At 70.6% G+C, this 19493-nt stretch carries 18 protein-coding genes; 8 read left to right on the forward strand and 10 right to left on the reverse strand.

Going from position 1 to position 19493, the window contains the following annotated elements; translation table 11 throughout:
• Positions 1-11 precede the first annotated feature (11 nt).
• Positions 12-881: a LysR family transcriptional regulator gene (locus ABN273_RS05840; protein ID WP_349447588.1), complete on the forward strand. Its 870-nt coding sequence runs from the start codon at positions 12-14 to the stop codon at positions 879-881.
• Here the strand turns inward: ABN273_RS05840 and ABN273_RS05845 are convergent.
• Positions 862-1458 carry a TetR/AcrR family transcriptional regulator gene (locus ABN273_RS05845; RefSeq protein ID WP_349447589.1) on the reverse strand — a complete coding sequence of 199 codons (597 nt, stop codon included), beginning with the start codon at positions 1456-1458 and terminating at the stop codon, positions 862-864. The genes ABN273_RS05840 and ABN273_RS05845 overlap by 20 nt on opposite strands.
• Before the next feature lie 82 nt (positions 1459-1540).
• Here ABN273_RS05845 and ABN273_RS05850 point away from each other — a divergent pair, with 82 nt between their 5' ends.
• Positions 1541-2494 carry a quinone oxidoreductase family protein gene (locus ABN273_RS05850; protein ID WP_349447590.1) on the forward strand — a complete coding sequence of 318 codons (954 nt, stop codon included), beginning with the start codon at positions 1541-1543 and terminating at the stop codon, positions 2492-2494.
• 3 nt (positions 2495-2497) lie between these two features.
• On the opposite strand, the gene ABN273_RS05855 is transcribed toward ABN273_RS05850, so the two are convergent.
• The 4 genes from ABN273_RS05855 to ABN273_RS05870 all read right to left on the reverse strand — a co-directional run bounded on the left by ABN273_RS05855 (position 2498) and on the right by ABN273_RS05870 (position 6276).
• Positions 2498-3448: a serine hydrolase domain-containing protein gene (locus tag ABN273_RS05855; protein ID WP_349447591.1), complete on the reverse strand. Its 951-nt coding sequence runs from the start codon at positions 3446-3448 to the stop codon at positions 2498-2500.
• 55 nt (positions 3449-3503) lie between these two features.
• Positions 3504-4022 (reverse strand): flavoprotein, encoded by a 519-nt coding sequence (locus ABN273_RS05860; RefSeq protein ID WP_349447592.1) that lies wholly within the window; start codon positions 4020-4022, stop codon positions 3504-3506.
• Positions 4023-4098: 76 nt separating this feature from the next.
• Positions 4099-5523 carry an MFS transporter gene (locus tag ABN273_RS05865; protein ID WP_349447593.1) on the reverse strand — a complete coding sequence of 475 codons (1425 nt, stop codon included), beginning with the start codon at positions 5521-5523 and terminating at the stop codon, positions 4099-4101.
• A gap of 27 nt (positions 5524-5550) precedes the next feature.
• A complete protein-coding gene (locus ABN273_RS05870; protein WP_349447594.1) occupies positions 5551-6276 on the reverse strand; it encodes a class I SAM-dependent methyltransferase in 726 nt (241 codons plus the stop codon).
• A gap of 127 nt (positions 6277-6403) precedes the next feature.
• On the opposite strand from ABN273_RS05870, the gene ABN273_RS05875 reads away from it, so the two are divergent.
• On the forward strand, positions 6404-7762 hold the full coding sequence (locus ABN273_RS05875; RefSeq protein ID WP_349447595.1) for an LCP family protein: 1359 nt from the start codon (positions 6404-6406) through the stop codon (positions 7760-7762).
• Here ABN273_RS05875 and ABN273_RS05880 read toward each other — a convergent pair.
• Positions 7759-8232, reverse strand: coding sequence for a tetratricopeptide repeat protein (locus ABN273_RS05880; protein ID WP_349447596.1), 474 nt, complete (start codon positions 8230-8232; stop codon positions 7759-7761). The genes ABN273_RS05875 and ABN273_RS05880 overlap by 4 nt on opposite strands.
• A gap of 67 nt (positions 8233-8299) precedes the next feature.
• On the opposite strand from ABN273_RS05880, the gene ABN273_RS05885 reads away from it, so the two are divergent.
• A complete protein-coding gene (locus tag ABN273_RS05885) occupies positions 8300-9229 on the forward strand; it encodes an ATP-binding protein (RefSeq protein ID WP_349447597.1) in 930 nt (309 codons plus the stop codon).
• A 78-nt stretch (positions 9230-9307) separates the two neighbouring features.
• Positions 9308-9694, forward strand: coding sequence for an SCO5389 family protein (locus tag ABN273_RS05890; protein ID WP_349447598.1), 387 nt, complete (start codon positions 9308-9310; stop codon positions 9692-9694).
• 28 nt (positions 9695-9722) lie between these two features.
• On the opposite strand, the gene ABN273_RS05895 is transcribed toward ABN273_RS05890, so the two are convergent.
• Genes ABN273_RS05895 through ABN273_RS05905 form a run of 3 tightly spaced genes read right to left on the reverse strand, consistent with a single transcriptional unit; the run spans position 9723 to position 12350 of the window.
• Positions 9723-10703, reverse strand: coding sequence for an LLM class flavin-dependent oxidoreductase (locus tag ABN273_RS05895; RefSeq protein ID WP_349447599.1), 981 nt, complete (start codon positions 10701-10703; stop codon positions 9723-9725).
• Between the two features lies 1 nt (position 10704).
• Positions 10705-11376, reverse strand: coding sequence for a ribonuclease HII (gene rnhB / locus ABN273_RS05900; RefSeq protein ID WP_349447600.1), 672 nt, complete (start codon positions 11374-11376; stop codon positions 10705-10707).
• 11 nt (positions 11377-11387) lie between these two features.
• Entirely contained in the window at positions 11388-12350 is a 963-nt protein-coding gene (locus ABN273_RS05905; RefSeq protein ID WP_349447601.1) for a LysR family transcriptional regulator, read from the reverse strand.
• A 79-nt stretch (positions 12351-12429) separates the two neighbouring features.
• On the opposite strand from ABN273_RS05905, the gene ABN273_RS05910 reads away from it, so the two are divergent.
• From ABN273_RS05910 to ABN273_RS05920, 3 genes are all read left to right on the forward strand, one after another.
• Complete coding sequence (locus ABN273_RS05910) at positions 12430-13716, forward strand: pyridoxal phosphate-dependent aminotransferase (RefSeq protein ID WP_349447602.1); 1287 nt, start codon at positions 12430-12432, stop codon at positions 13714-13716.
• A 141-nt stretch (positions 13717-13857) separates the two neighbouring features.
• The gene (locus ABN273_RS05915) at positions 13858-14502 is read left to right on the forward strand and encodes a GNAT family N-acetyltransferase (RefSeq protein ID WP_349447603.1); all 645 of its coding nucleotides are present in this window, start codon (positions 13858-13860) and stop codon (positions 14500-14502) included.
• Between the two features lie 254 nt (positions 14503-14756).
• Positions 14757-17768: an AfsR/SARP family transcriptional regulator gene (locus ABN273_RS05920; RefSeq protein WP_349447604.1), complete on the forward strand. Its 3012-nt coding sequence runs from the start codon at positions 14757-14759 to the stop codon at positions 17766-17768.
• 247 nt (positions 17769-18015) lie between these two features.
• On the opposite strand, the gene ABN273_RS05925 is transcribed toward ABN273_RS05920, so the two are convergent.
• A complete protein-coding gene (locus ABN273_RS05925; RefSeq protein ID WP_349447605.1) occupies positions 18016-19407 on the reverse strand; it encodes a DUF7059 domain-containing protein in 1392 nt (463 codons plus the stop codon).
• Positions 19408-19493: the final 86 nt, after the last annotated feature.

The following is a 19493-nucleotide window of genomic DNA, read 5'->3' on the forward strand; positions in this document are numbered from 1 at the left end:
AAGCTTGACTTATGCTCGACCCGCGCAAGCTCCACCTTCTCCGCGAACTCGCCAGGCGCGGCACGATCGCCGCCGTCGCGGAGGCGGTCACGTTCACGCCTTCGGCCGTCTCACAGCAGCTCAGCGCTCTGGAGCGGGAGGCGGGCGTGCCGCTGCTCGAGCGCACGGGCCGGACCGTGACGCTGACCTCCGCGGGCCGCCTCCTGGTCGAGCACGCGCACGCTGTGCTGGAGCAGCTCGAACGCGCGTCGGCGGCGCTCGCCGCCGCCCGTGGCGGACCCTCGGGGCCGCTGCGGATCGGGGCGTTCCCGACGGCGGCCCGCGTGCTCCTCCCCCCAGCCCTTGTCGACCTGGCCGAGGCGCATCCCGGGCTGGTGCCGATGGTCTCCGAGATCGACCCCGCCGACGTCTCGGCCGCGCTGCGGGCCGGGGGGCTGGACGTGGCGCTCGTGCACGAGTACGACTTCGTGCCGCCGGTGACCGACGCGTCCATCGAGACGGAGCCGCTGTTCACCGAGCCGATGTACCTCACCGACCGGCCCTCGATCGCCGACGCCCGCGCCGACTCGTGGATCACCGACAGGCCGGGCACCCTCTGCCACACCATGGCGATCAGGGCGTGCCAGGCGGCCGGGTTCGAGCCGCTCGTACGCCACCACATCGACGACTTCGACACCGTGCTCGCCTTCGTCGCGGCCGGTCAGGGGGTTGCGCTCGTACCCCGGCTGGCGGCGATCGACCCGCCCGAGGGGGTGACGCTCACCCGCCTGCCATTGAGCCGCCGCACGCTGGCGGCGTTCCGGCGGGGGAACGGCGAGCACCCCGCGATCAGGGCGGCCGTCGCCGCCTTCCACGGGGCGATCACCCATCTCCCCCTCTGAGCAGCCCGTTGACCAGGTCGGCGAAGGCGGCGGCCAGCCGTTCGTGCTCACCGGCCCGCAACCGGCTCGCGATCGGCTCCATGTGGAGCGTGCCGAGCAGCATGTGAGCGATCTGCTCGGCGTCCACGTCGGGCCGCCCCTCGGCGATCAGCCCGGACACGTGCCGGTGCCAGGACAGGTAGATCGGGTTGCTCTCCCTGGACTGCTCGCCGTGGCTCTTGCTGGTGACCATGGCGTGCTCGATGGCGCTCATCAGGTTTCCGTTGCGTGCGGCCAGCTCGGCCAGCGCCGCGAAGAACGCGAGCAGCCGCCCGGCCGGATCCGCGCCCGGGCCCAGCGGCGGCGGCCCTTCGGTGAAGGCCTGCTCGAGCTCGCGCGCCCGCTCGCTCATCAGCTCCAGCATGAGCCCCGTACGGCTCCCGAACCGGTGGAACACCGTCCCCTTGCCCACGCCGGCGGCGGCCGCGACGCGCTCGACGGAGACCTGCTCGGGCGGGTGCCGCCGCAGCAGCTCCTCGGCCGCCCGCAGGATGGCCTGCCTGTTGCGCGCGGCGTCGGCCCGCTCTCGACGTTCCATCCGGACATTCTTTCCCATGGACAAACTTGACCAGTGGTCCATATATTAACTGGACCAATGGTTCAGTTTAGGGAGTGCAAGCATGCGCGCGATCGTCCTGTCCGAGAAGGGCGGCCCGGAGCGGCTCGAAGTGGCCGACCTGCCGCAGCCGAGTCCCGGCGCGGGCCAGGTCCTCATCCGTACGCAGGCCATCGGCGTCAGCTACGCCGAGACGCAGATCCGGGCGGGCACGCTGCCCTTCCCGCTGCCGCTGCCCGCCGTGATCGGCGCGGAGGCCGCCGGCGAGGTGGTCGAGGTGGGAGAGGGGGTGGACACGAAGCTGCTCGGGAGCACGCTCGTGGGGGTGACCGGCGGGCTCGGGTCGTACGCCGAGTACGCCCTGCTCCCGGCCGCCATGACGGCCCCTGTGCCGGACGGCGTGAGCCCGGTGGACGCGCTGGCCGCGGCGGCGCCCGGCGCGATAGCCCTCGCCCTGCTGCGCAAAGCGCGCCTCGACGGCGGAGAGACCGTGCTGGTGGAGGCGGGCAGCAGCTCGGTGGGGACCTATCTGGTCGAGCACGCGAAGGAGTTCGGGGCCGGGCGGGTGATCGCCACCGCCGGCACGGCCGCCAAGCGGGACCGGGCCGCTCTCATGGGCGCGGACCTCGTGATCGACCACAGCTCGCCCGACTGGCCCGGCGAGCTGCCGGACGTGGACGTCGTCTTCGAGTCCGTCGGCGGCACGGTGGCCAGGCGGGTGCTCGACCACCTCACTCCGGGCACCGGCCGGATGTTCTACTACGGCATGCTGAGCGGGGAACCCGCCGCCGTCACGGCCGCCGACCTGATGGAACGCGGGGTGACGGTGATCGGCTGCAGCGGTCCCGGGTGGGCCGGGGAGGTGTTCGCGACGCACCTCCCGGCGATCCTCGACCGGCTCGCCGCCGGGACGAGCAGGGCCTATGTCGACCGTACGCTGCGACTGGAGGAGGCGGCGCAGGCCCACCGCCTCCTGGAGAGCCGGGCGGTCACGGGCCGGGTCCTGCTCCTCCCTTGAGCGTCAGGCGTCGAGCACCGCGTCGAGCACGGCTGCCGTGCTCGCCGCGCCCTGGTCGTACTCACCGGCGGTCACCGCCACGACCAGCTCGTCCTCCGACCGGATGAGCAGGCGCTGCCCGCCGTTCCCCATGCCACCGGCCCAGCGGCTCTCCCCGGTGCTCACGTACCACTGGTAGCCGTACTCGAACCCCTCGCCGAGCACGACTCGCGGCCGTAGCAGCTCCTGGAGCCACTCACCGGGCACGATGTCCCGGCCGCCGTCGAGCACCAGCTGCCCGATGGCGGCCAGGTCGACCGGCCGCAGCCGGAGCCCGGCCGCCGCGCTCACCGTCCCGTGCTCGCCCTTGGACCACTCGAAGGCGCCTATCCCGAGGGGCTCGAAGAGGGCGGTCGCGGCGTACTCCTCCAGCGGTTTCCCCGCACCGCGCGCGATGAGCCCGCCGATCAGCGCGGTCGCGCCGCCGCAGTAGAGCCACCGCTTCCCCGCCTCCTCGATGACCGGCCGTTCCAGCACGTACCGGTATCTGTCGGGCGCCAGCTCCATCGCGATCTCGCTGTTGGCGGGGCTGGTGTAGGGGGCGTCCTCGTTCCATTCGAGGCCGAGCGTCATGGTCAGGGCGTGCTCGATGGTGAGATGGGCCCGCGCGGGATCCGCCACCAGGTCCTCATATTCCGGGAACTGCGCCACCAGTCCCGCCCCCGGCTCCGGCACCAGCCCCTCGCCCAGCGCGATGCCGTACAGCAGCGCCACCACGCTCTTGGACACGGACCTGAGGTCATGCAAGGTGTCCCGGTCGAACTCGACGTGCCCCAGCGAGTCGCCCAGCCGGTAGTCAGGCCCGGAGCCGTACCGCTCGAGGACGACCTCCCCGCTCCGCATCACCACGAGCCCATGGAAGTGCGGCGATTTGCCCGCACGCAGGATCTCGTCCACCTGTTCAGCCAATGCCACGATGTTTCTCCTAAAGTCGGCACATCCTGGGATACAGCCTCACACGGTGTCAGACTCAACCACCGAGCTCCGCCAGCGCACGCCCCCATGGAAAGGGTGCGGAGCCGGGCTCGTCGGCGAACTGCCCCGGCCCGAGCACGACCCGGACGCCCTCGCCGCGCAGCAAGTCGATGCTGCGCAGGAAGGGCCGGCGGGCGGCCAGGGCGTTGTTGACGAAGGGCAGCACGACGACGGGGATGCCGAGCCCGGGCGCCTCGGCCAGCAGGCCCAGGGCGTAGGTGTCGGCGATGCCCTGGGCGAACTTGTTGACCGTGTTGTAGGTGGCGGGCGCGACGACGATCGCGCCGGCTCGGGGCGGTTTCGGCTCGTCCGGCTTGCGGTAGCGGCTGCGGACCGGGCGGCCGGTCTGGCGTTCCAGCGCGGGCACGTCGATGAAGTCCAGGGCCGGCGGGGTGGCGACGACCTGGACGATCCACCCTCGTTCCTGAGCCATGGCGACGAGCCGGCCGGCGTCCGCGGCCGGTCCGGCGGCGCACACGATGATGTAGAGCTCCTTGCTCGGCGATTCCGTCACGCGGCCCAAAGCTACACGTGCGCCCGATGGGGCTGACAGCGCGTCGTGGGTGGAGGGGGCCAGGCCCGGCCGACGCTCATGTCACCGCGGTGAGCGGGGTCGCGATGGCCTCCAGGCCTTTGCGCTCGGCCTTGACCCCGAACAGCAGCTCGATCAGCCCCGCCACGATCATCACGACGCCGCCGATGAAGAACGCGAGCGCCGTGTCCCCGGGCACCCCGCTCTCGACGAGGGAGGCGAAGACGAGCGGCCCGGCGATGCCGCCGGCGGCCGTGCCGATCGCGAAGAAGAACGCGATGGCGAGGGCCCTGGTCTCCATGGGGAAGATCTCGCTGACGGTCAGGTACGCCGAACTGGCCCCCGCCGAGGCCACGAAGAGCACCACGGACCAGCACGCGGTCAGCGTCACGGCGGTCAGCATGCCCTCGTTGAACAGCCAGGCCGTGCCCAGCAGGAGCAGCCCGGACCCGATGTACGTGGCCGAGATCATCGGGATCCTGCCCACGGTGTCGAAGAGGCGGCCGAGCAGCAGCGGGCCGAGGAAGTTCCCGACCGCGATCACGGCGAAGTAGTAGCCGGCGTGCGTGTCGATCTTGTAGAAGGTGCTCAGGATCTGCGCGTACCCGAAGGTGATCGCGTTGTAGAGGAACGCCTGCCCGACGAAGAGCGACAGGCCGAGGACCGTGCGTTTGGGGTAGAGCGCCACCATTGTGTGCGCGATCCGGATGAAACCGATGGACTTGCGCTGGTGCACGGTCATCGACTCCGACGGCTCCGGCAGGTCCACGCCGATCTCCCGCTCGATGCCGTCGACGATCCCCTCGGCCTCCTTGTCCCTGCCGTGGATGAACAGCCAGCGCGGGCTCTCCGGCACGTTCCGCCGTACCAGCAGGATCGCCAGGCCCAGGACCACGCCCAGGCCGAACGCGACGCGCCAGCCGATGTTCACCGGCAGGTCGCTCAGCAGCGGCACGGTCAGCAGCGCGCCGCCGGCTGCGCCGAGCCAGTAGCTGCCGTTGATGATGATGTCGATGCGCCCCCGGTGCCGGCTCGGGATGAGCTCGTCGATGGCGGAGTTGATGGCCGCGTACTCGCCGCCGATCCCGAACCCCGTCATGAACCTGAACAGGAAGAACCACCACGCGTGAAAGGAGAACGCGGTCAGCAGGGTCGCCGCCAGGTAGACGACCAGCGTGATGAGGAAGAGCTTCTTCCTGCCGAACCGATCGGTCAGCCAGCCGAAGAACAGCGCCCCCGAGCAGGCTCCCGCGACATAGAGCGCGGCGGCCACGCCGGCGACCTGTGCCTGGGTGATCTCCAGGCCGCTGCCCGGCTTGGCGAGCTGCGCGGAGAGGTTGCCGACGATGGTGACCTCGAGCCCGTCGAGTATCCAGACGGTGCCGAGTCCAATGACGATCATCCAGTGCCAGCGGGACCAGGGGAGCCGATCAAGGCGCGCGGGCACTTTGGTGGTTGTGGTGCCGGTTTCCACGTCGCTCATAAGCACTTGTGGCTACCCGCGTTCTTGCTAGGTAGACTTCCTGGCTTCCAGGATGCCCGTGCTGAACCACGGCCCGCCGTACCAGAACCGCCAGCCCGCGTCGCGTCGCCGCACGTCGACCACGCCGAGCGAGCGCAAGGTGTCCTCGTACGCGGGCGTGTGCTGGAAGTCGGCGAGCACCATCAGCCCGCCGGGCCGCAGCACCCGGTGCGCCTCGCGCACGGCCTGCGCGCGCCCCTCGGCGTCGGGGATGTTGTGGATGGCCAGGCTCGACACGATCACGTCGAACGCGCCGTCGCCGAACGGCAGGTCGCGCATGTCGCCGGTCACCAGCTCGACCCGGTCGGAGACGCCCTCGGCCTCGGCGTTCGCCCTGGTCGTGGAGTCGTGGTTGCCTGACTGGTCCTTGGAGCGCCACAGGTCGAGGCCGGTCGCCCTGCCGTGCTCGAGCCGTCCGGCCGCCATCAGCAGCACCGCGCCACGGCCGCAGCCGAGGTCGAGCAGCCGCTCGTCACCCTTCAGCTGCTGGAGCTCCTCTGCCCACACCGCGAACTTGCCGCGCCGCGTCGTGTAGAGGTAGCTGGCCGCGCTGGCCAGCGTGTAGAGCCCGCCGAACAGGAACGCGATCCCCGCCACGGGGATGTCGAGCAGGAAGGAGATCACCGCGAGACCCAGCAGCGCGATCGCGCCCAAGAGCAAACCGGCCAGCGCCCCGGGTGCGTCGAATCCATAGCTTCCGTGTCGCTTGCGCACATTCACGTTATATCTCAAGGTGGTCTTGACATGGAATTGACCGAACTTCTCTCCTTCCTACCGTCTTTCCCGCTCAGCGCATTACTACGGTGACCTGGATAGGCGCGCAATGGGGGTTTGACCAGGCATGACAGAGAACCGGCGGGGATTCGGCCTGGGGGCGAGCCTGGCGATCACGTTCGCCTCGGCACTGCTGTGGGGGATCGCGCATCTCGCCACCGAACGCAGCAAGACGGGCCTGGCGCTCATGTTCGGCTACATCGCGATGCTCGCCGGCACCCTCACCATGTTCACCGCGTACAGCGCCAACCTGCTGTCGCTGGCGGTGCAGCCCCGCTGGCTCATCGGGCTCACGGTGGCGCTGGTGGTTCTCGCGCTCGCCTGGACCGGTGTGATCGTCTGGTCTTTCCTCCTGGTACGCCCGCCGCGCGCGGACATCGTGGGCCGCTTCCTGACCACCGCGCTGACCATGGCCCTGTGCGCGCTGGTCCTGGCCCCGACCGTGTACGCCGCCAGGCTCACGTACCTGTCGCGGGACGTCGTGAACACCCTGTTCGCCCCCGCCAGCAGCGCGCCCGTCATGGCCCAGGACCCGTGGAACGGCGCCCGCCGGGTCAACTTCCTGCTCCTGGGCGGGGACTCGGCGCCGAGCCGGCCCGGCGTGCGTACCGACAGCATGACCGTGGCCAGCGTGGACATCGAGACCGGCGCCGCCACCCTGTTCGGCCTGCCGCGCAACCTCCAGCACATCGAGTTCCCCGACGGCCCGGCCAGGGCGCGCTTCCCCTTCGGCTTCACCGGCAGCGGCACCGACACTCCCGGCCTGCTCAACGAGGTCTACCAGTTCGCCGAGGACAATCCGGACATGGTGCCGGGCGTGGCGAAGGGCAAGCGCGGCTCGACCCTGCTCAAGCAGACGATCGGCGACATCCTCGGCATCGACGTGGACTACTACGCCCTGGTGGACATGAAGGGGTTCGCGGAGATCGTCGACGCCATGGGAGGCGTGAAGGTCACCATCAAGGAGCCCATCGTCTACGGCAAGTACCGCGAGGGCCTGCTGCCCGCCGGCACCCGCAGGCTGTCCGGCGAGGAGGCCCTCTGGTACGGCCGCTCGCGTACCGACAGCGACGACTACGTCCGCATGGGACGCCAGAAGTGCCTGCTCAACGCGGTCGCCAAGCAGGCCGACCCGATGACCGTGCTCAACAGCTTCGAGCGGCTGGCCGCGGCCACCAAGCGGGCCATCTCGACCGACCTCCCGCAGGAGCTGCTGCCGGCCGTCGTGGAGCTGGCGCAGAAGGTCAAGGACGCGAAGATCCGCAGCCTCAACTTCGTGCCGCCGCTGATCGACACGGTGTACCCCGACTGGTTCCAGATCCGCCACAAGGTCGCCGACGCCCTGGAGGAGCGCCACTCGGCCGGCCGCCCGGCACGGACGCCGGGCCTGGACAGCCCGGTCAACCTCGACGCGACCTGCACCTAGATCGTCTCGTCCAGGTTGTCCGCGTAGTACTCGACGGCCCGCCGGTAACCGCCGACCTGCCCCGACTCGGCGACCACCTTGAGCAACGTCGAGACCGCCTCCTGCGAGCGGCCGAGGTTGTACAGGGTCATCGCCATGAACGTCCGCAGCCCCGGGTCACCAGGGAACTCCGCCAGCGCTCTGACGAACGTCTCCAACGCCTGGTCGTACCGCCCGAGCACGCGCAACGTGCTCCCGAACCCGGTGTAGGCCCCGAGCCGGTTGCTCAGCTCCTTGCCCGCCAGGGCTCTCTCGTAGTACGGCACCGCCTCGGCCTCCAGGCCGAGCACGTCGTGCACCCAGGCCGTCTGGTAGGCCACCTCGGCGTCGTCCGGATGCCGGCGCGCCAGCTCGACCAGCACCTCCCTGGCCTCCTCCGGCTTGCCCTCCTCCCGTAGTCGCATTCCCCTGGCCAATTCGTCATCTCTCATGCACGCAGTGTGGCATGATGGTGCCGACCAGGAACGGTAACGGTTTTCATGCTCATATGGAGGGGCTGTGAGAGTGGCGTTCGTCGGGAAGGGCGGCAGCGGCAAGACGACGATGTCCGCGCTGTTCGCCCGGCACGTGGCGAGGCAGGGCGGGCCGGTGGTGGCCATCGACGCCGACATCAACCAGCACCTGGCCATGGTGCTCGGCCTCGACCGGCAGCCGGAGCCGCTCGGCGCCCGTCTCACCGAGATCAAGGAGCGGCTGCGCGGCGACAACCCGCGCATCCCCTCCGCCGACGCCATGATCAAGACGACCCCGCCCGGCCGCGGCTCCCGGCTGCTGAGCTTCGACGACCTGGCCGCCGACCCGTACGCGCTGACCACCCCCGAGGGCCTGCGCCTGCTGGCGACGGGCCCGTTCAGCGAGGACGACCTGGGCGTGGCCTGCTACCACTCGAAGGTGGGCGCGGTGGAGCTGCTGCTCAACCACCTGGTCGACGGTCCCGGCGAGTACGTCGTGGTCGACATGACCGCGGGGGCCGACTCCTTCGCCTCCGGGCTCTTCACCCGGTTCGACCTGACGTTCCTCGTCGCCGAGCCGACCAGGCAGGGCGTGAGCGTCTACCAGCAGTACCGCGACCACGCCGCCTCCTACGACGTCGCGCTCGCCGTGGTCGGCAACAAGGTCCACAACCAGTCCGACGTCGACTTCCTGCGCGAGCACGTGGGCGACGACCTGCTCACCTGGATGGAGCACTCGGCCGCAGTGCGCGCCATGGAGCAGGGCCGCCACTTCACCCTCGACGACCTGGAGCCGGCCAACGCCGACGCGCTGGCCGTGCTGCACAAGGCCCTCGACGAGCAGGACAAGGACTGGGAGCGTTTCGGCCGGCAGACCGTGGAGTTCCACCTGCGCAACGCCCGCGCGTGGGGCAACGAGCGGACCGGCTCCGACCTGGCCTCGCAGATAGACCCGGATTTCGTGTACGGCCCCTGAGTGCCCCCCTCAAGCCATCTGGAGCAAGAACGTATCCCCGCATAGCGTCAAATTTGATCCGTTTCGAGAGGAGACAGCATGTCGCTGACCGTTCCGAACGATCTGCTCGACCAGGCCAGAGCCGGTGACGTGGACGACGCGGCGTTCCTCGCGTGCGTCCGCGACTCGCTCCCGTACGCGTGGTCGCTGATCAGCGAGCTGGTCGAGCAGCGCGAGAAGACCGGAGCAGAGTTCGCCGACAACCAGGTGCCGCCGCCGTCAGAGGAGGCCCGCGGCCAGCTCCTGCGCTGCCTGGCCAGCGACGCGATGCGCGGCGCGCTCGAGCGCCACTACGGGGTACGCCTGGCCTTCCAGAACTGCCACCGGGTCGCCGTCTTCGACCCGACGGCCACGAAGGCCCTGAGCGACTTCGTCACGCCGAGGGCTCAGCTCCTGAACCAGAAGCCGGAGCTGGTGGACTGCTGAACCCGCGCGCCGGTGGCCCGCTCCTGGGTCACCGGCGCAGCATCGGCAGCACCTCGGCCCCGAACCGCCGTACGTTCTCCAATGTCCGCCGATGCTCCCCCAGGCCCTCGACCAGCAAAATGAACCGCTCTATCCCGGTGTTCTCCGCGGTGCGCAGAATCGTCTCAGCGCAATGCTCGGCCGAGCCGACGGGATGAATGCTGGTCAACAAATCCGCATATGCCGAGATATTTCGTGAAGGTCTGCGCCGGCCGTCCACCGGCACATACCCGGCCAGCCCCGGCTCCAGCCACCGAGGCAAGGATCCCTTGAGCTCACGTACCGCCTGCGCCGTGGAGTCGGCCACGTAGGCGACCCCGGCGGCGAGATGATCGCGAGCCGTACCGCCGTGGGCCGCGTAATCCTTGACCAGGGCGGCCTTCTCCGCGTCCCCGATGTGCATCCCCAGCAGCATCGGCAGCCCGCGCTCGGCCGCGATCCCCACGGTCGCCTCCGAGGTGCACGCCACCACGGGCCGCATCCGCGCGCCGGGCACCACCTGGACCTCCCTGAAGCGGAAGAACTCCCCGTCGGCGGCCACGGGATCTCCCGAGAGGGCGCCGAGCAGCAGATCGAGCGACTCCCCGAACCCCCGCTCGAACCGCTCCAGCCCGGTCCCGAACACCTCCAGATCCACCCACGGCCCGCCCCTGCCGACCCCTAGCGTGAACCGCCCGCCGGACAGGTGGTGCAGCATGGCCGCCTGCTCGGCCAGCGCCACGGGATGGTGTGTGGACAACACGCTCACAGCCGTGCCGAGCCCGATCCGCGAGGTCCTGCCGAGCGCGACCGCCGCCAGGGTGGTGGCAGAGGGGCACACGCCGTAGGACATGAAATGGTGCTCGGCGATCCACGCATCGTCGAACCCCGCCTCTTCCGCCGCCACGATCAATTCGACGGCATTCGCCAGCACGTGCCCGGACTCCTGGCCCGGGAACTGCGCCGCGACGACAAAGACGCCGATCCGCATATCAGCCGAAAAGCGCTTCCTGGCCCTCGCCCACCAGCGGGTCCCGATGGTGCTTGAGGTGCCGCCATTGGGGCAGATCGTCCAGGTACGACCACGACAGCCGATGGTGTGCGGTCGGGCCGAGCCGGGCGAGGGCCTCCTGGTGCAGGGGTGACGGGTAGCCGGCGTTCTCGGCGAAGCCGTACTCGTCGCAGCCGATCGTGCCCATGTACGTGTCGCGGCGGACCTTCGCCAGGACGGACGCGGACGCGACCGAGATGCTCGCGCCATCTCCCTTGACCTCGAGGCGCACCGGCCAGGGCGGGCCGATGTAGTCGTGCTTGCCGTCGAGGATCACCGCGTCCGGGCGGACCGGCAGTGCCTCCAGCGCCCTGCGGGCCGCCCTGCGCAGGGCCTCCGTCATGCCCACCGTGTCGATCTCCGTGTGGGTGGCCTCGCCGTAGCCGATGCCGATCGCCCAGGCGGCCAGTTCCTCGGCGAGCGGGACGCGCCTGGCGGCCGAGAGCTGCTTGGAGTCCGTCAGGCCGGCCGGCGGCTCTGACAGGTCGGTGACGACCGCGCACACCGTGACGGGCCCCGCCCAGGCGCCGCGGCCCACCTCGTCGACGCCCGCGACCGTCCGGATGCTGGGCTGGGAGAGCAGGAGGTGCTCGATGTCGTACGTCGGCGCCATAACGGCAAACGCTACCCGTCCAGAGGGTCCTCCGGTGGGCGGCGTTCCGCGGCGCGTACCGGATCCAGGTCGGCGGCGATGTAGCGGGCGGCCACGTGGATGGCCCGGAGCGTCACCGACACCGAGGGCCGGTGCACGCTGGAGCGGCGGGCGACCGCGTGCACGTCGCGTCCCACCGGGTTACCTGGGAAGTGGCGCACGGCCAGGCCCCGCACCCCGGCCGCCAGCGCGAGGGCGGGCACGGCCGCGATGCCGATCCCCTTGGCCACGAGCGAAAGGATCGTTCCCAGACCCTCGAACTCCCACGGCGTGGGCCGGGCGCCGCCCACGTCCGCGAAGATCCGGTCCACCGCCAGCCGCGACGGCTCACCGTCGGGCGTCGCCATCCACGGCTCGTCCCGCAGCTCCCGCAGGTCCAGCGGCACGTCGGGGTCGGCGAGGCGGTGCTTGCGCGGCACCACCAGCACCAGCGGGTCGCGCAGCAGCGGGAACACCCGCAGGCTCTCGCTGTCGCGCGCCCGCCCGTACCAGTCGTCCACGAGCGCGATGTCCACCTCCCCCGACTGCACCTCCCGCATGCCCCGCCCCGACCTGCTCTGCCCCAGCCGGAGCGTCAGCTCCGTGTGGCGGCGCAGCGAGCGCGCCAGCGCCGGCGCGAACGCCACCGCGGCTGTCGGGAAAGCGGTGACCACGACCCGCCCCGCGGGGGTGCCCGCGTGGGCGGACAGGTCCGACTCGGCCTCCTCGACCATGGACAGGATGCGCTCCGCGTGCGCCACCAGCCGTCGCCCGGCGTCGGTGAGCTCGGCGCTGCGCGCGGTCCTGTCGATGAGGGCCGTGCCTGTCTCGCGTTCGAGCGCGACGAGTTGCTGCGAGACCGCCGACGGACTGTACCCCAGCGAGGCGGCGGCCGCGGCGATGCTGCCGCGACGAGCAAACTCGCAGATCAGGACCAAACGCCGCAATTCAAGCATCAGTCTTCCTTACGCCTACCCACAAAAAGCCTCGCTTGTGCTGATGCCTTCATCCAACCACCCTGGGAACGTGACAAACATGGCCGTTACCCTCTCCGCCACATTGGCGGCAAACGAAGACATCGACCGAAGACGGCGCGCCGGGGAACGCGTGCTGCACCTCGCCTTCGGTGAGGCAGGACTGCCCGTCCACCCGGCGCTGCGCGACAGGCTGGCCGCCGCATCAGAACGCAACGGCTACGGGCCGGTCGCGGGGGCGTCCGAGCTCAGGACGGCGGCGGCGGGCTACTGGACACGACGGGGGCTCATCACCGACCCCGAACTGGTCGTCTGCGGGCCCGGCAGCAAGTCGCTGCTGTACGGCCTGCTCCTGGCGATCGGGGGAGACATCGTCTTGCCCATGCCCAGCTGGGTCAGCTACGCAGCGCAGGCCGATCTGGTGGGCTCGCGCCCCATCCTGGTGCCCGCACCGCCAGGAGAGGGCGGAGCGCCCGATCCCGATCTGGTGGCCGACGAGGTCAGGCGCGCCAGAGCACAGGGCAGGACCGTGAACTCGCTGCTGGTGACGCTGCCGGACAACCCGACGGGTCGCCTGGCCAGGCCCGAGACCATCGGCCGCCTGGCGGAGATCGCCCGCGAGCTCGATCTGATGATCATCTCGGACGAGATCTACCGCGACATCATTCACGACCCGGACGTGCCGTACACCTCGCCTGCCGATCTCGCGCCGGAGCGCACGATCATCACCACCGGGCTGAGCAAGAGCCTGGCGCTGGGCGGCTGGCGGATCGGCGTGGCCAGGCTGCCTGCGGGCGCCCACACGCTGCACAGGAGCCTGCTCGCGGTGGCCAGCGAGATCTGGTCGGCGCCCGCCGCGCCCGTACAGGAGGCCGCGGCGTACGCCTTCAGCGAGCCGCCCGAGCTGACCGACCGCATCGAGCGCAGCCGCAGGCTGCACGGCACGGTCGCGAGGGCCGTACACGAGAGGTTCGCCGAGATCGGGGCCGTCGCGCCCCTGCCTCAAGGCGGCTTCTACATCTACCCCGACCTGAGCCACCTGCGACTCGGCGGCTCCGCCGAGATCACCAAGATCCTGTTGGAGGAGCACGGCATCGGCGTCCTGCCGGGACACGCCTTCGGCGACGACCCCGCGGCGGCCAGGGTGCGGGTCGCGGTGAGCCTGCTCTACGGCGACACAGCCGAAGAGCGACTGACCGCCCTGAACAGCCCAAATCCGCTCCAACTCCCCTGGATCTCCGCCAATCTGGACTTCCTGTCGACGGGCCTGAAAGAGCTGGCCCTCGTGCGGCACGGCGCGGTGCGTGAACGGCATCTCGCGTTCGTGCCGACGCCATGTCACAGTTAGGCGAATCTTTCCCCAAGGACTGGTTTACCGTCCCCCAAAAGGGGCCTCTGACCTGCGGAAACACCCTCTCTGCAGAAACCTGCAAAAGATCTTCCTGATGGCATGGTTACGTGCACCCCTCCTTCCCCCCATCATGTGCACATGCCCGCTCTTGTCACCTTGTCCGGGCGCTCCGTGCGCCTGGAACCTCTCAGCCTCGCGGTGATCGACGACCTCGTCGCCGCGGCGAGTGAAGACCGCTCCACTTACGCCTTCACTCGTGTCCCGGAAGGCCGGGACGAGATGGTCTCCTACGTGGAGGCCGCCATGGCTGAGCAGGCGGAGGGCCGCTGTATGCCCTTCGCCATCCGGTGGCTGAACACCGACCGCGTGGTCGGTGCCACCCGTCTCATGCACCTGGAGTACTGGCAGGGCCCCATGCCCTGGCCACCGGGTACACGCGGTGCGGTGGGCGAGATCCCGTCCGTGGCGGACATCGGCTACACCTGGCTGGGCGCCGGCGCCCAGGGCACGGGTGTCAACCGTGAGAGCAAGTTCCTGATGCTCTCGCTCGCCTTCGAGGAATGGAACGTCCACCGCATCACTCTCAAGGCAGACGTACGCAACACCAGATCCCGGGCCGCCATCGAGGCCCTCGGCGCACACTTCGACGGGGTGCGGCGAGCGGATAGCCGAGGCGCCGACAACACGGTCCGAGATACCGCCTTCTACTCGATCCTGAACTCCGAATGGCCGGCAGTGCGCGAGCGGCTGGCCATGCGGCTCGGACTGGTCGAGGCAGCCTGAGAACACGTCCACCACGGCCCCGCCCCAGAAAGTTCGGGCGGGGCCGTATTTTTTCCTGCCTGCAGGTGCTCTACATGACACGCCCCCGCGGTGTGAGTCATGCGTAGCCGACCTTCACCATCCAGGGGCGCGCTCAACACCAGATCAAAGACGGATTAACGGCACATTTAACGATCAGTCCGAATCTAGGTGACAAACGACATTGGATCTATCATTTGGCCACAAAACGATCCATTGGCTTGGAGACATACGGCATGGCTGGTCAGAGCGTTGAGGGCGGACTGAGGTTCGCCGTGCTCGGTCCTGTCCGCGCGTGGCGTGACGGCCAGGAGCTCGATCTGGGCACCCCGCTGCAGCGTTCCATTCTCGGCATGCTGCTCCTGCGCGAGGGCCATGCGGTCACCCCCAACGAGATGATCGACGCGGTGTGGGGCGAGGAAGCGCCACCGCGGGCCCTCGGCGCGCTGCGCACCTACGTCTCCAGGCTCCGCACGGTGCTCGAGCCGGACAGGCCCGCCCGTTCCCGCCCGGAGCTGCTCACGTCCATCGGCAGGGGCTACGCGCTGCGACTGCCCGACGGCTCGCTCGACCTGGTCCGCTTCGAACGCGGCGTCCAGGAGGCCGAGAGCGCGCGCAAGGCCGGCCGGCTGTCCGAGGCCGCCCGGGCGCTGCGGGCCGCGTTGTCGCTGTTCGAGGGCGAGCCGCTGGCCGGGACCGTCGGCCCGTACGCCGAGCACCAGCGCGACCGGCTGGTCGAGCGCCGCATCAACGTCGTCGAGACGCTCATGGACGTGGACCTCGAGCTGGGCAACCACGCGAAGATCGTCTCGGAGCTGATCGCGCTGACCGCCGACCACCCCCTGCGCGAGAAGCTGCGTGCCCAGCTCATGCTGGCCTTCTACCGGTGCGGGCGGCAGGGCGACGCACTCAACGTCTTCACGGAGACGCGCGAGGCCCTGATCGACGAGCTGGGCATCGAGCCCGGCCCGGAGCTGGCCACGCTGCACCAGCGCATCCTGGCCGCCGACCCCACGCTGGCCGCCCCTGTGCCGGCCGACTCCGGGGGGACCGAGGAGGAGGAGCCCGCCGAAGCACAAGAGCCACGGCCGGCGCCCCAGCTTCCGCGCCCCGCGCAGCTCCCCGCCGCCGTCAGCGACTTCACCGGCCGCCAGGAGCTCGCCGCACGCCTGCGTACCCTGCTGTCGACGCCTGAGGGCGTGCCTCTGGTGGCGATCTCCGGCATCGGCGGCGTCGGCAAGACCGCGCTGGCCGTACACGTCGCCCACCTGGCCGATGACCTGTATCCGGATGGCCAGCTCTACGCCGACCTGCGCGGCTACGCCGACGAGCCCACCGCGCCCGAGTCGGCGCTCGGCGGGTTCCTGCGCGCGCTCGGCATCCCGCCTGACGTCATTCCCGCGGGGCTGCAGGAACGATCCGCCCTCTACCGGTCGATCCTGGCCGAGCGCCGCATCCTCGTACTGCTGGACAACGCCCGCGACGCCGAGCAGGTCAGCCCGCTGCTGCCGGGCTCGCCCGGGTGCGCGGCGATCGTGACGAGCCGCGGCAAACTGGCCGATCTGCCCTCTGCCAGGCTGATCGATCTCGACGTGATGGAGCCGGGCGAGGCGCTGTCGCTGTTCGCGTCGGTGGCCGGGGCCGAGCGCGTGTCGGCCGAGCACGGGGCGGCCATGGACGTGGTGGCGGCCTGCGGGTTCCTGCCGCTGGCGGTGCGGATCGTGGCCTCCAGGCTGGCCGCGCGGCCCTCCTGGACGATCGCCTCGCTGGTGCCCAGGCTGGCCGACGAGCAGCGCCGCCTCGACGAGCTGCGGGTGGGCAACCTGGCCGTCGAGGCCACGTTCGCGCTCGGGTACGGACAGGTGGGCCCCACCGCGGCGCGTGCGTTCCGCCTGCTCTCGCTGCCCAACGGACCCGACGTCTCGACCGGCGCGGCCGCCGCCGTGCTGGCGGTGAGCGAGTCCGAGGCGGAGTCCGTGCTGGAGTTCCTCGTGGACGCGAGCCTGCTGGAGGCCCCCGCGCCCGGCCGCTACCGCTTCCACGACCTGCTCAAGCTGTTCGCCAGGCGCGAGCTGGACAAGACCGAGCGGCCGCAGGCCAGGACACTGGCACTGCGCCGGCTGCTCGGCTTCTACCTCGCCTCGGCCCAGTCCGCGCACCGGCTGGCGTACGAGGGCAGCATGATCCCCGGCAATCTCGTGATGATCGGCGGCGGGCGCGCCTTCGGCTCCGCCGACGAGGCCGTGGCCTGGCTGACAGCCGAGGGCGACTCGTTGTTCGCGACCATCAACCAGGCCGCCGCCGCGGCCCGCACCGCCGAGCAGCTGCTGCCCGCCGCCGACCTGCTGCTGGCGATGGAGCCGCTGCTGGAGTCGGGCACGCACACGCGCGAGTTCGGCCACGCCACCCGCGCCGTGCTGGCCGCCGCGCAGGGGCTCGGCGACCCGGCCGCCGAGCTGCGTGTCCGGTACGTGCTGGGCCGGGTCCTGTTCGCCGGCAACCGACTGAAGGAGGCCGAGGAGCACTTCAGGATCGTGTACGAGCTGTCCACGGCCCGCGGCGAGAAGATCGTCACCGGCGAGGTGCTCAATGCCCTGGCCGTCGTCGTCGGCAGGCAGCGCCGCCACGTCGAGGCGCTCGAGCTGTTCGACTCCGCGATGCGGTTCTACCGGGAGAACGGCGTGCCGGCCGGCGAGGCTCTCGTGCTCAGCTACTCCGCCCGCGACCACCTGGGCCTGGGCCGCCCCGAGGACGCGATCGCGGCGGCGGAGAAGGGCCTGGCCATCTTCACCGAGATCGGCAGCGGCGCCGGGACCGCCCGCGCCCGCTACCACCTCGGCATCGTGCTGTCCCGGGTCGGCCGGCTCACCGAGGCCGTCCACCACCACGCCGAGTGCCTGGCCTTCTTCCGGGCCAGCAAGCAGCGGGTCTGGGAGCAGCGGGTCTGCTCCCGGCTGGCCGAGACGTTCATCGCCGCCGAGCGCCACCCCGAAGCCGTCCGCCACGCCGAGCAGGCCCTGGTGGTCTCCCGCGAGATCGGCCACCCCTACGGCGAGGCGCTGTCGCTCACCGTGCTCGGCAAGGCGCTACACGGTCTCGGCAACACCATGAAGAGCCTGGACTGCCTACGGCAGGCGTTCGACATCTTCTCCCGGCTCGGCGCCCCCGAGGCCGGAGATCTCAAAGTCCTGCTCGACGGCATCCCCGTAGCCGAGATCGTCACCGAGCCCGCCGTCGTCGAGTCCTGAGTACAGCTCGTCGTCCAGACGTGTCATCCACACATGGTTGATCAAGGCTGTCCTTTCGAAAGCAGCCCGGCCGGTCATCTTTGACCGCCACGCGTCGCTAGGGGGCCCGGTTGTCCGGATGCTCCGCGTAACGGCCAGCCGCCTCACTCCAGACGACCGGCCGGACCTGACACGGCCCTCGAACCCCCCAGGTCCGTGTCCTGGCCTGAGCCTCCACCCGAGGCGTCAACGTAGAATCAACGGCCGATTAAAGCAGGAAATAACCTTCGGCTATCAGGGGCCTGATCGCGTCGGCGTCGGCGATCTCGCCGTCGCCGACGAGCTCGGCGATCACGTTGAGCAGCGGGCCGAGCGCCAGCTCGCCGTCGCACACGCCGGCCAGCGCGGCCTCCACCGTGCCGACCTCCCGGCTGCGGCGCAGCCCCTGCGTCTGGCGCAGCACGATGCGGATGGGGTCCTCCGCGCCCGGCAGGCCGATGCGCTCGTCCAGCAGTCCGTCCGCGGTACGCAGGCGCGCGGCCTCCAGGCCCTTGGCCCGGTGGGCGGCGGCGATGGCGTCGACCACGGAGTCCACGTAGTCGCCGACCGGGAGCGCGACCTGGTGGTCCAGGTGCTCGACGCGTACGACCGGGTCGAGCGTGCCGGAGTTGCGCATGGTGATCCAGCCGAACCCGACGCCCTCGACCTTGCGCTCGTCGAACCAGGCGAGCCAGCGGTCGTAGTGCTCGGCGTAGCCCTTGGTGCCCTGCTCGGCGGCGTCCCTGAGCCAGAGCTCGACGTACTCGGCCGGGTCCTGCACGTCGCGCTGGACCACCCACGCGTCGCAGCCGGTCTCGCGCAGCCAGCCGCCCACGCGGTCGTGCCAGTCCTCGCCCTCGACGTGCAGCCAGTTGGCCAGGAAGTGGGCCTGGCCGCCGGGGTTGAGGTGGCGGGGCGTGCGGCGTACGAGATCGCGGCAGAAGCCGTCGCCGCCTGTCTCGCGATAGGTCAGCTCGCCCTTGGGGCCGATGACGAACGGCGGGTTGCTCACGATCAGGTCGAACAGCTCGTCCTCGACCGGCTCGAACATCGACCCCGTACGCGCCTCCACGTCGGAAATGCCGGACAGCTCCCAGCTCAGCCTGGCCAGCTCCACGGCCCGCGGGTTGACGTCGGTGGCCACGATCCGCTCCGCCCGCCCCGCCAGGTGCAGCACCTGCACCCCGCACCCGGTGCCCAGGTCGAGCGCGCGGCCCACCGGGCGGCGGGTGACGAGCTGGGCCAGGTTGGCCGAGGCGCCGCCCGCGCCGACGACGTGGTCGGGCCGCAGCGCCGGGTCGCCCGGGCGCACCTTGCGGTCGGAGACCAGGTAGCCGCCGGTCTCCCAGGGCTGCAGGTGCACGGTCGCGCTCACCTGGTCGCCGTCGGCGCTGACCAGCCCGGAGTCGAGCACTTCCGGCGCGACGGACTTGGCCGGGACGGGAACGCCGAGCCACCACAACCTGATCAACGTGGCCAGGGGATCGCCGTCAGCGGTCGCCCGCAGGGCCGGGACCAGCTCCTCGCGGGCCAGCGCCGAGGCGGCCACGCTGCCGAGCCGATCGCGTACGCCGTCGATGGTGTAACCGGACTCCAGGAGGTGATGGCGCAGTCGTTCCACAGCCCCATCCTTTCACTGCGAACCCTTACGCATGATCCAACGCAGTGCTGATGGTCGCACTCGCACGGGGCTCCGCTGGTCACGCA

It is taken from the genome of Nonomuraea sp. B19D2 (genome assembly GCF_040137845.1).
Lineage (GTDB): Bacteria > Actinomycetota > Actinomycetes > Streptosporangiales > Streptosporangiaceae > Nonomuraea.

Bases quoted from the DNA above. Each gene is read 5' to 3' on its own strand.
- ABN273_RS05865 (WP_349447593.1), bottom strand. From the start codon at position 5,523: ATGAGCGACGTGGAAACCGGCACCACAACCACCAAAGTGCCCGCGCGC.
- ABN273_RS05920 (WP_349447604.1), top strand. From the start codon at position 14,757: ATGGCTGGTCAGAGCGTTGAGGGCGGACTGAGGTTCGCCGTGCTCGGT.
- ABN273_RS05890 (WP_349447598.1), top strand. From the start codon at position 9,308: ATGTCGCTGACCGTTCCGAACGATCTGCTCGACCAGGCCAGAGCCGGT.
- ABN273_RS05905 (WP_349447601.1), bottom strand. From the start codon at position 12,350: ATGCTTGAATTGCGGCGTTTGGTCCTGATCTGCGAGTTTGCTCGTCGC.
- ABN273_RS05880 (WP_349447596.1), bottom strand. From the start codon at position 8,232: ATGAGAGATGACGAATTGGCCAGGGGAATGCGACTACGGGAGGAGGGC.
- ABN273_RS05895 (WP_349447599.1), bottom strand. From the start codon at position 10,703: ATGCGGATCGGCGTCTTTGTCGTCGCGGCGCAGTTCCCGGGCCAGGAG.
- ABN273_RS05850 (WP_349447590.1), top strand. From the start codon at position 1,541: ATGCGCGCGATCGTCCTGTCCGAGAAGGGCGGCCCGGAGCGGCTCGAA.
- ABN273_RS05915 (WP_349447603.1), top strand. From the start codon at position 13,858: ATGCCCGCTCTTGTCACCTTGTCCGGGCGCTCCGTGCGCCTGGAACCT.
- ABN273_RS05840 (WP_349447588.1), top strand. From the start codon at position 12: ATGCTCGACCCGCGCAAGCTCCACCTTCTCCGCGAACTCGCCAGGCGC.
- ABN273_RS05910 (WP_349447602.1), top strand. From the start codon at position 12,430: ATGGCCGTTACCCTCTCCGCCACATTGGCGGCAAACGAAGACATCGAC.
- ABN273_RS05875 (WP_349447595.1), top strand. From the start codon at position 6,404: ATGACAGAGAACCGGCGGGGATTCGGCCTGGGGGCGAGCCTGGCGATC.
- ABN273_RS05845 (WP_349447589.1), bottom strand. From the start codon at position 1,458: ATGGAACGTCGAGAGCGGGCCGACGCCGCGCGCAACAGGCAGGCCATC.
- rnhB (WP_349447600.1), bottom strand. From the start codon at position 11,376: ATGGCGCCGACGTACGACATCGAGCACCTCCTGCTCTCCCAGCCCAGC.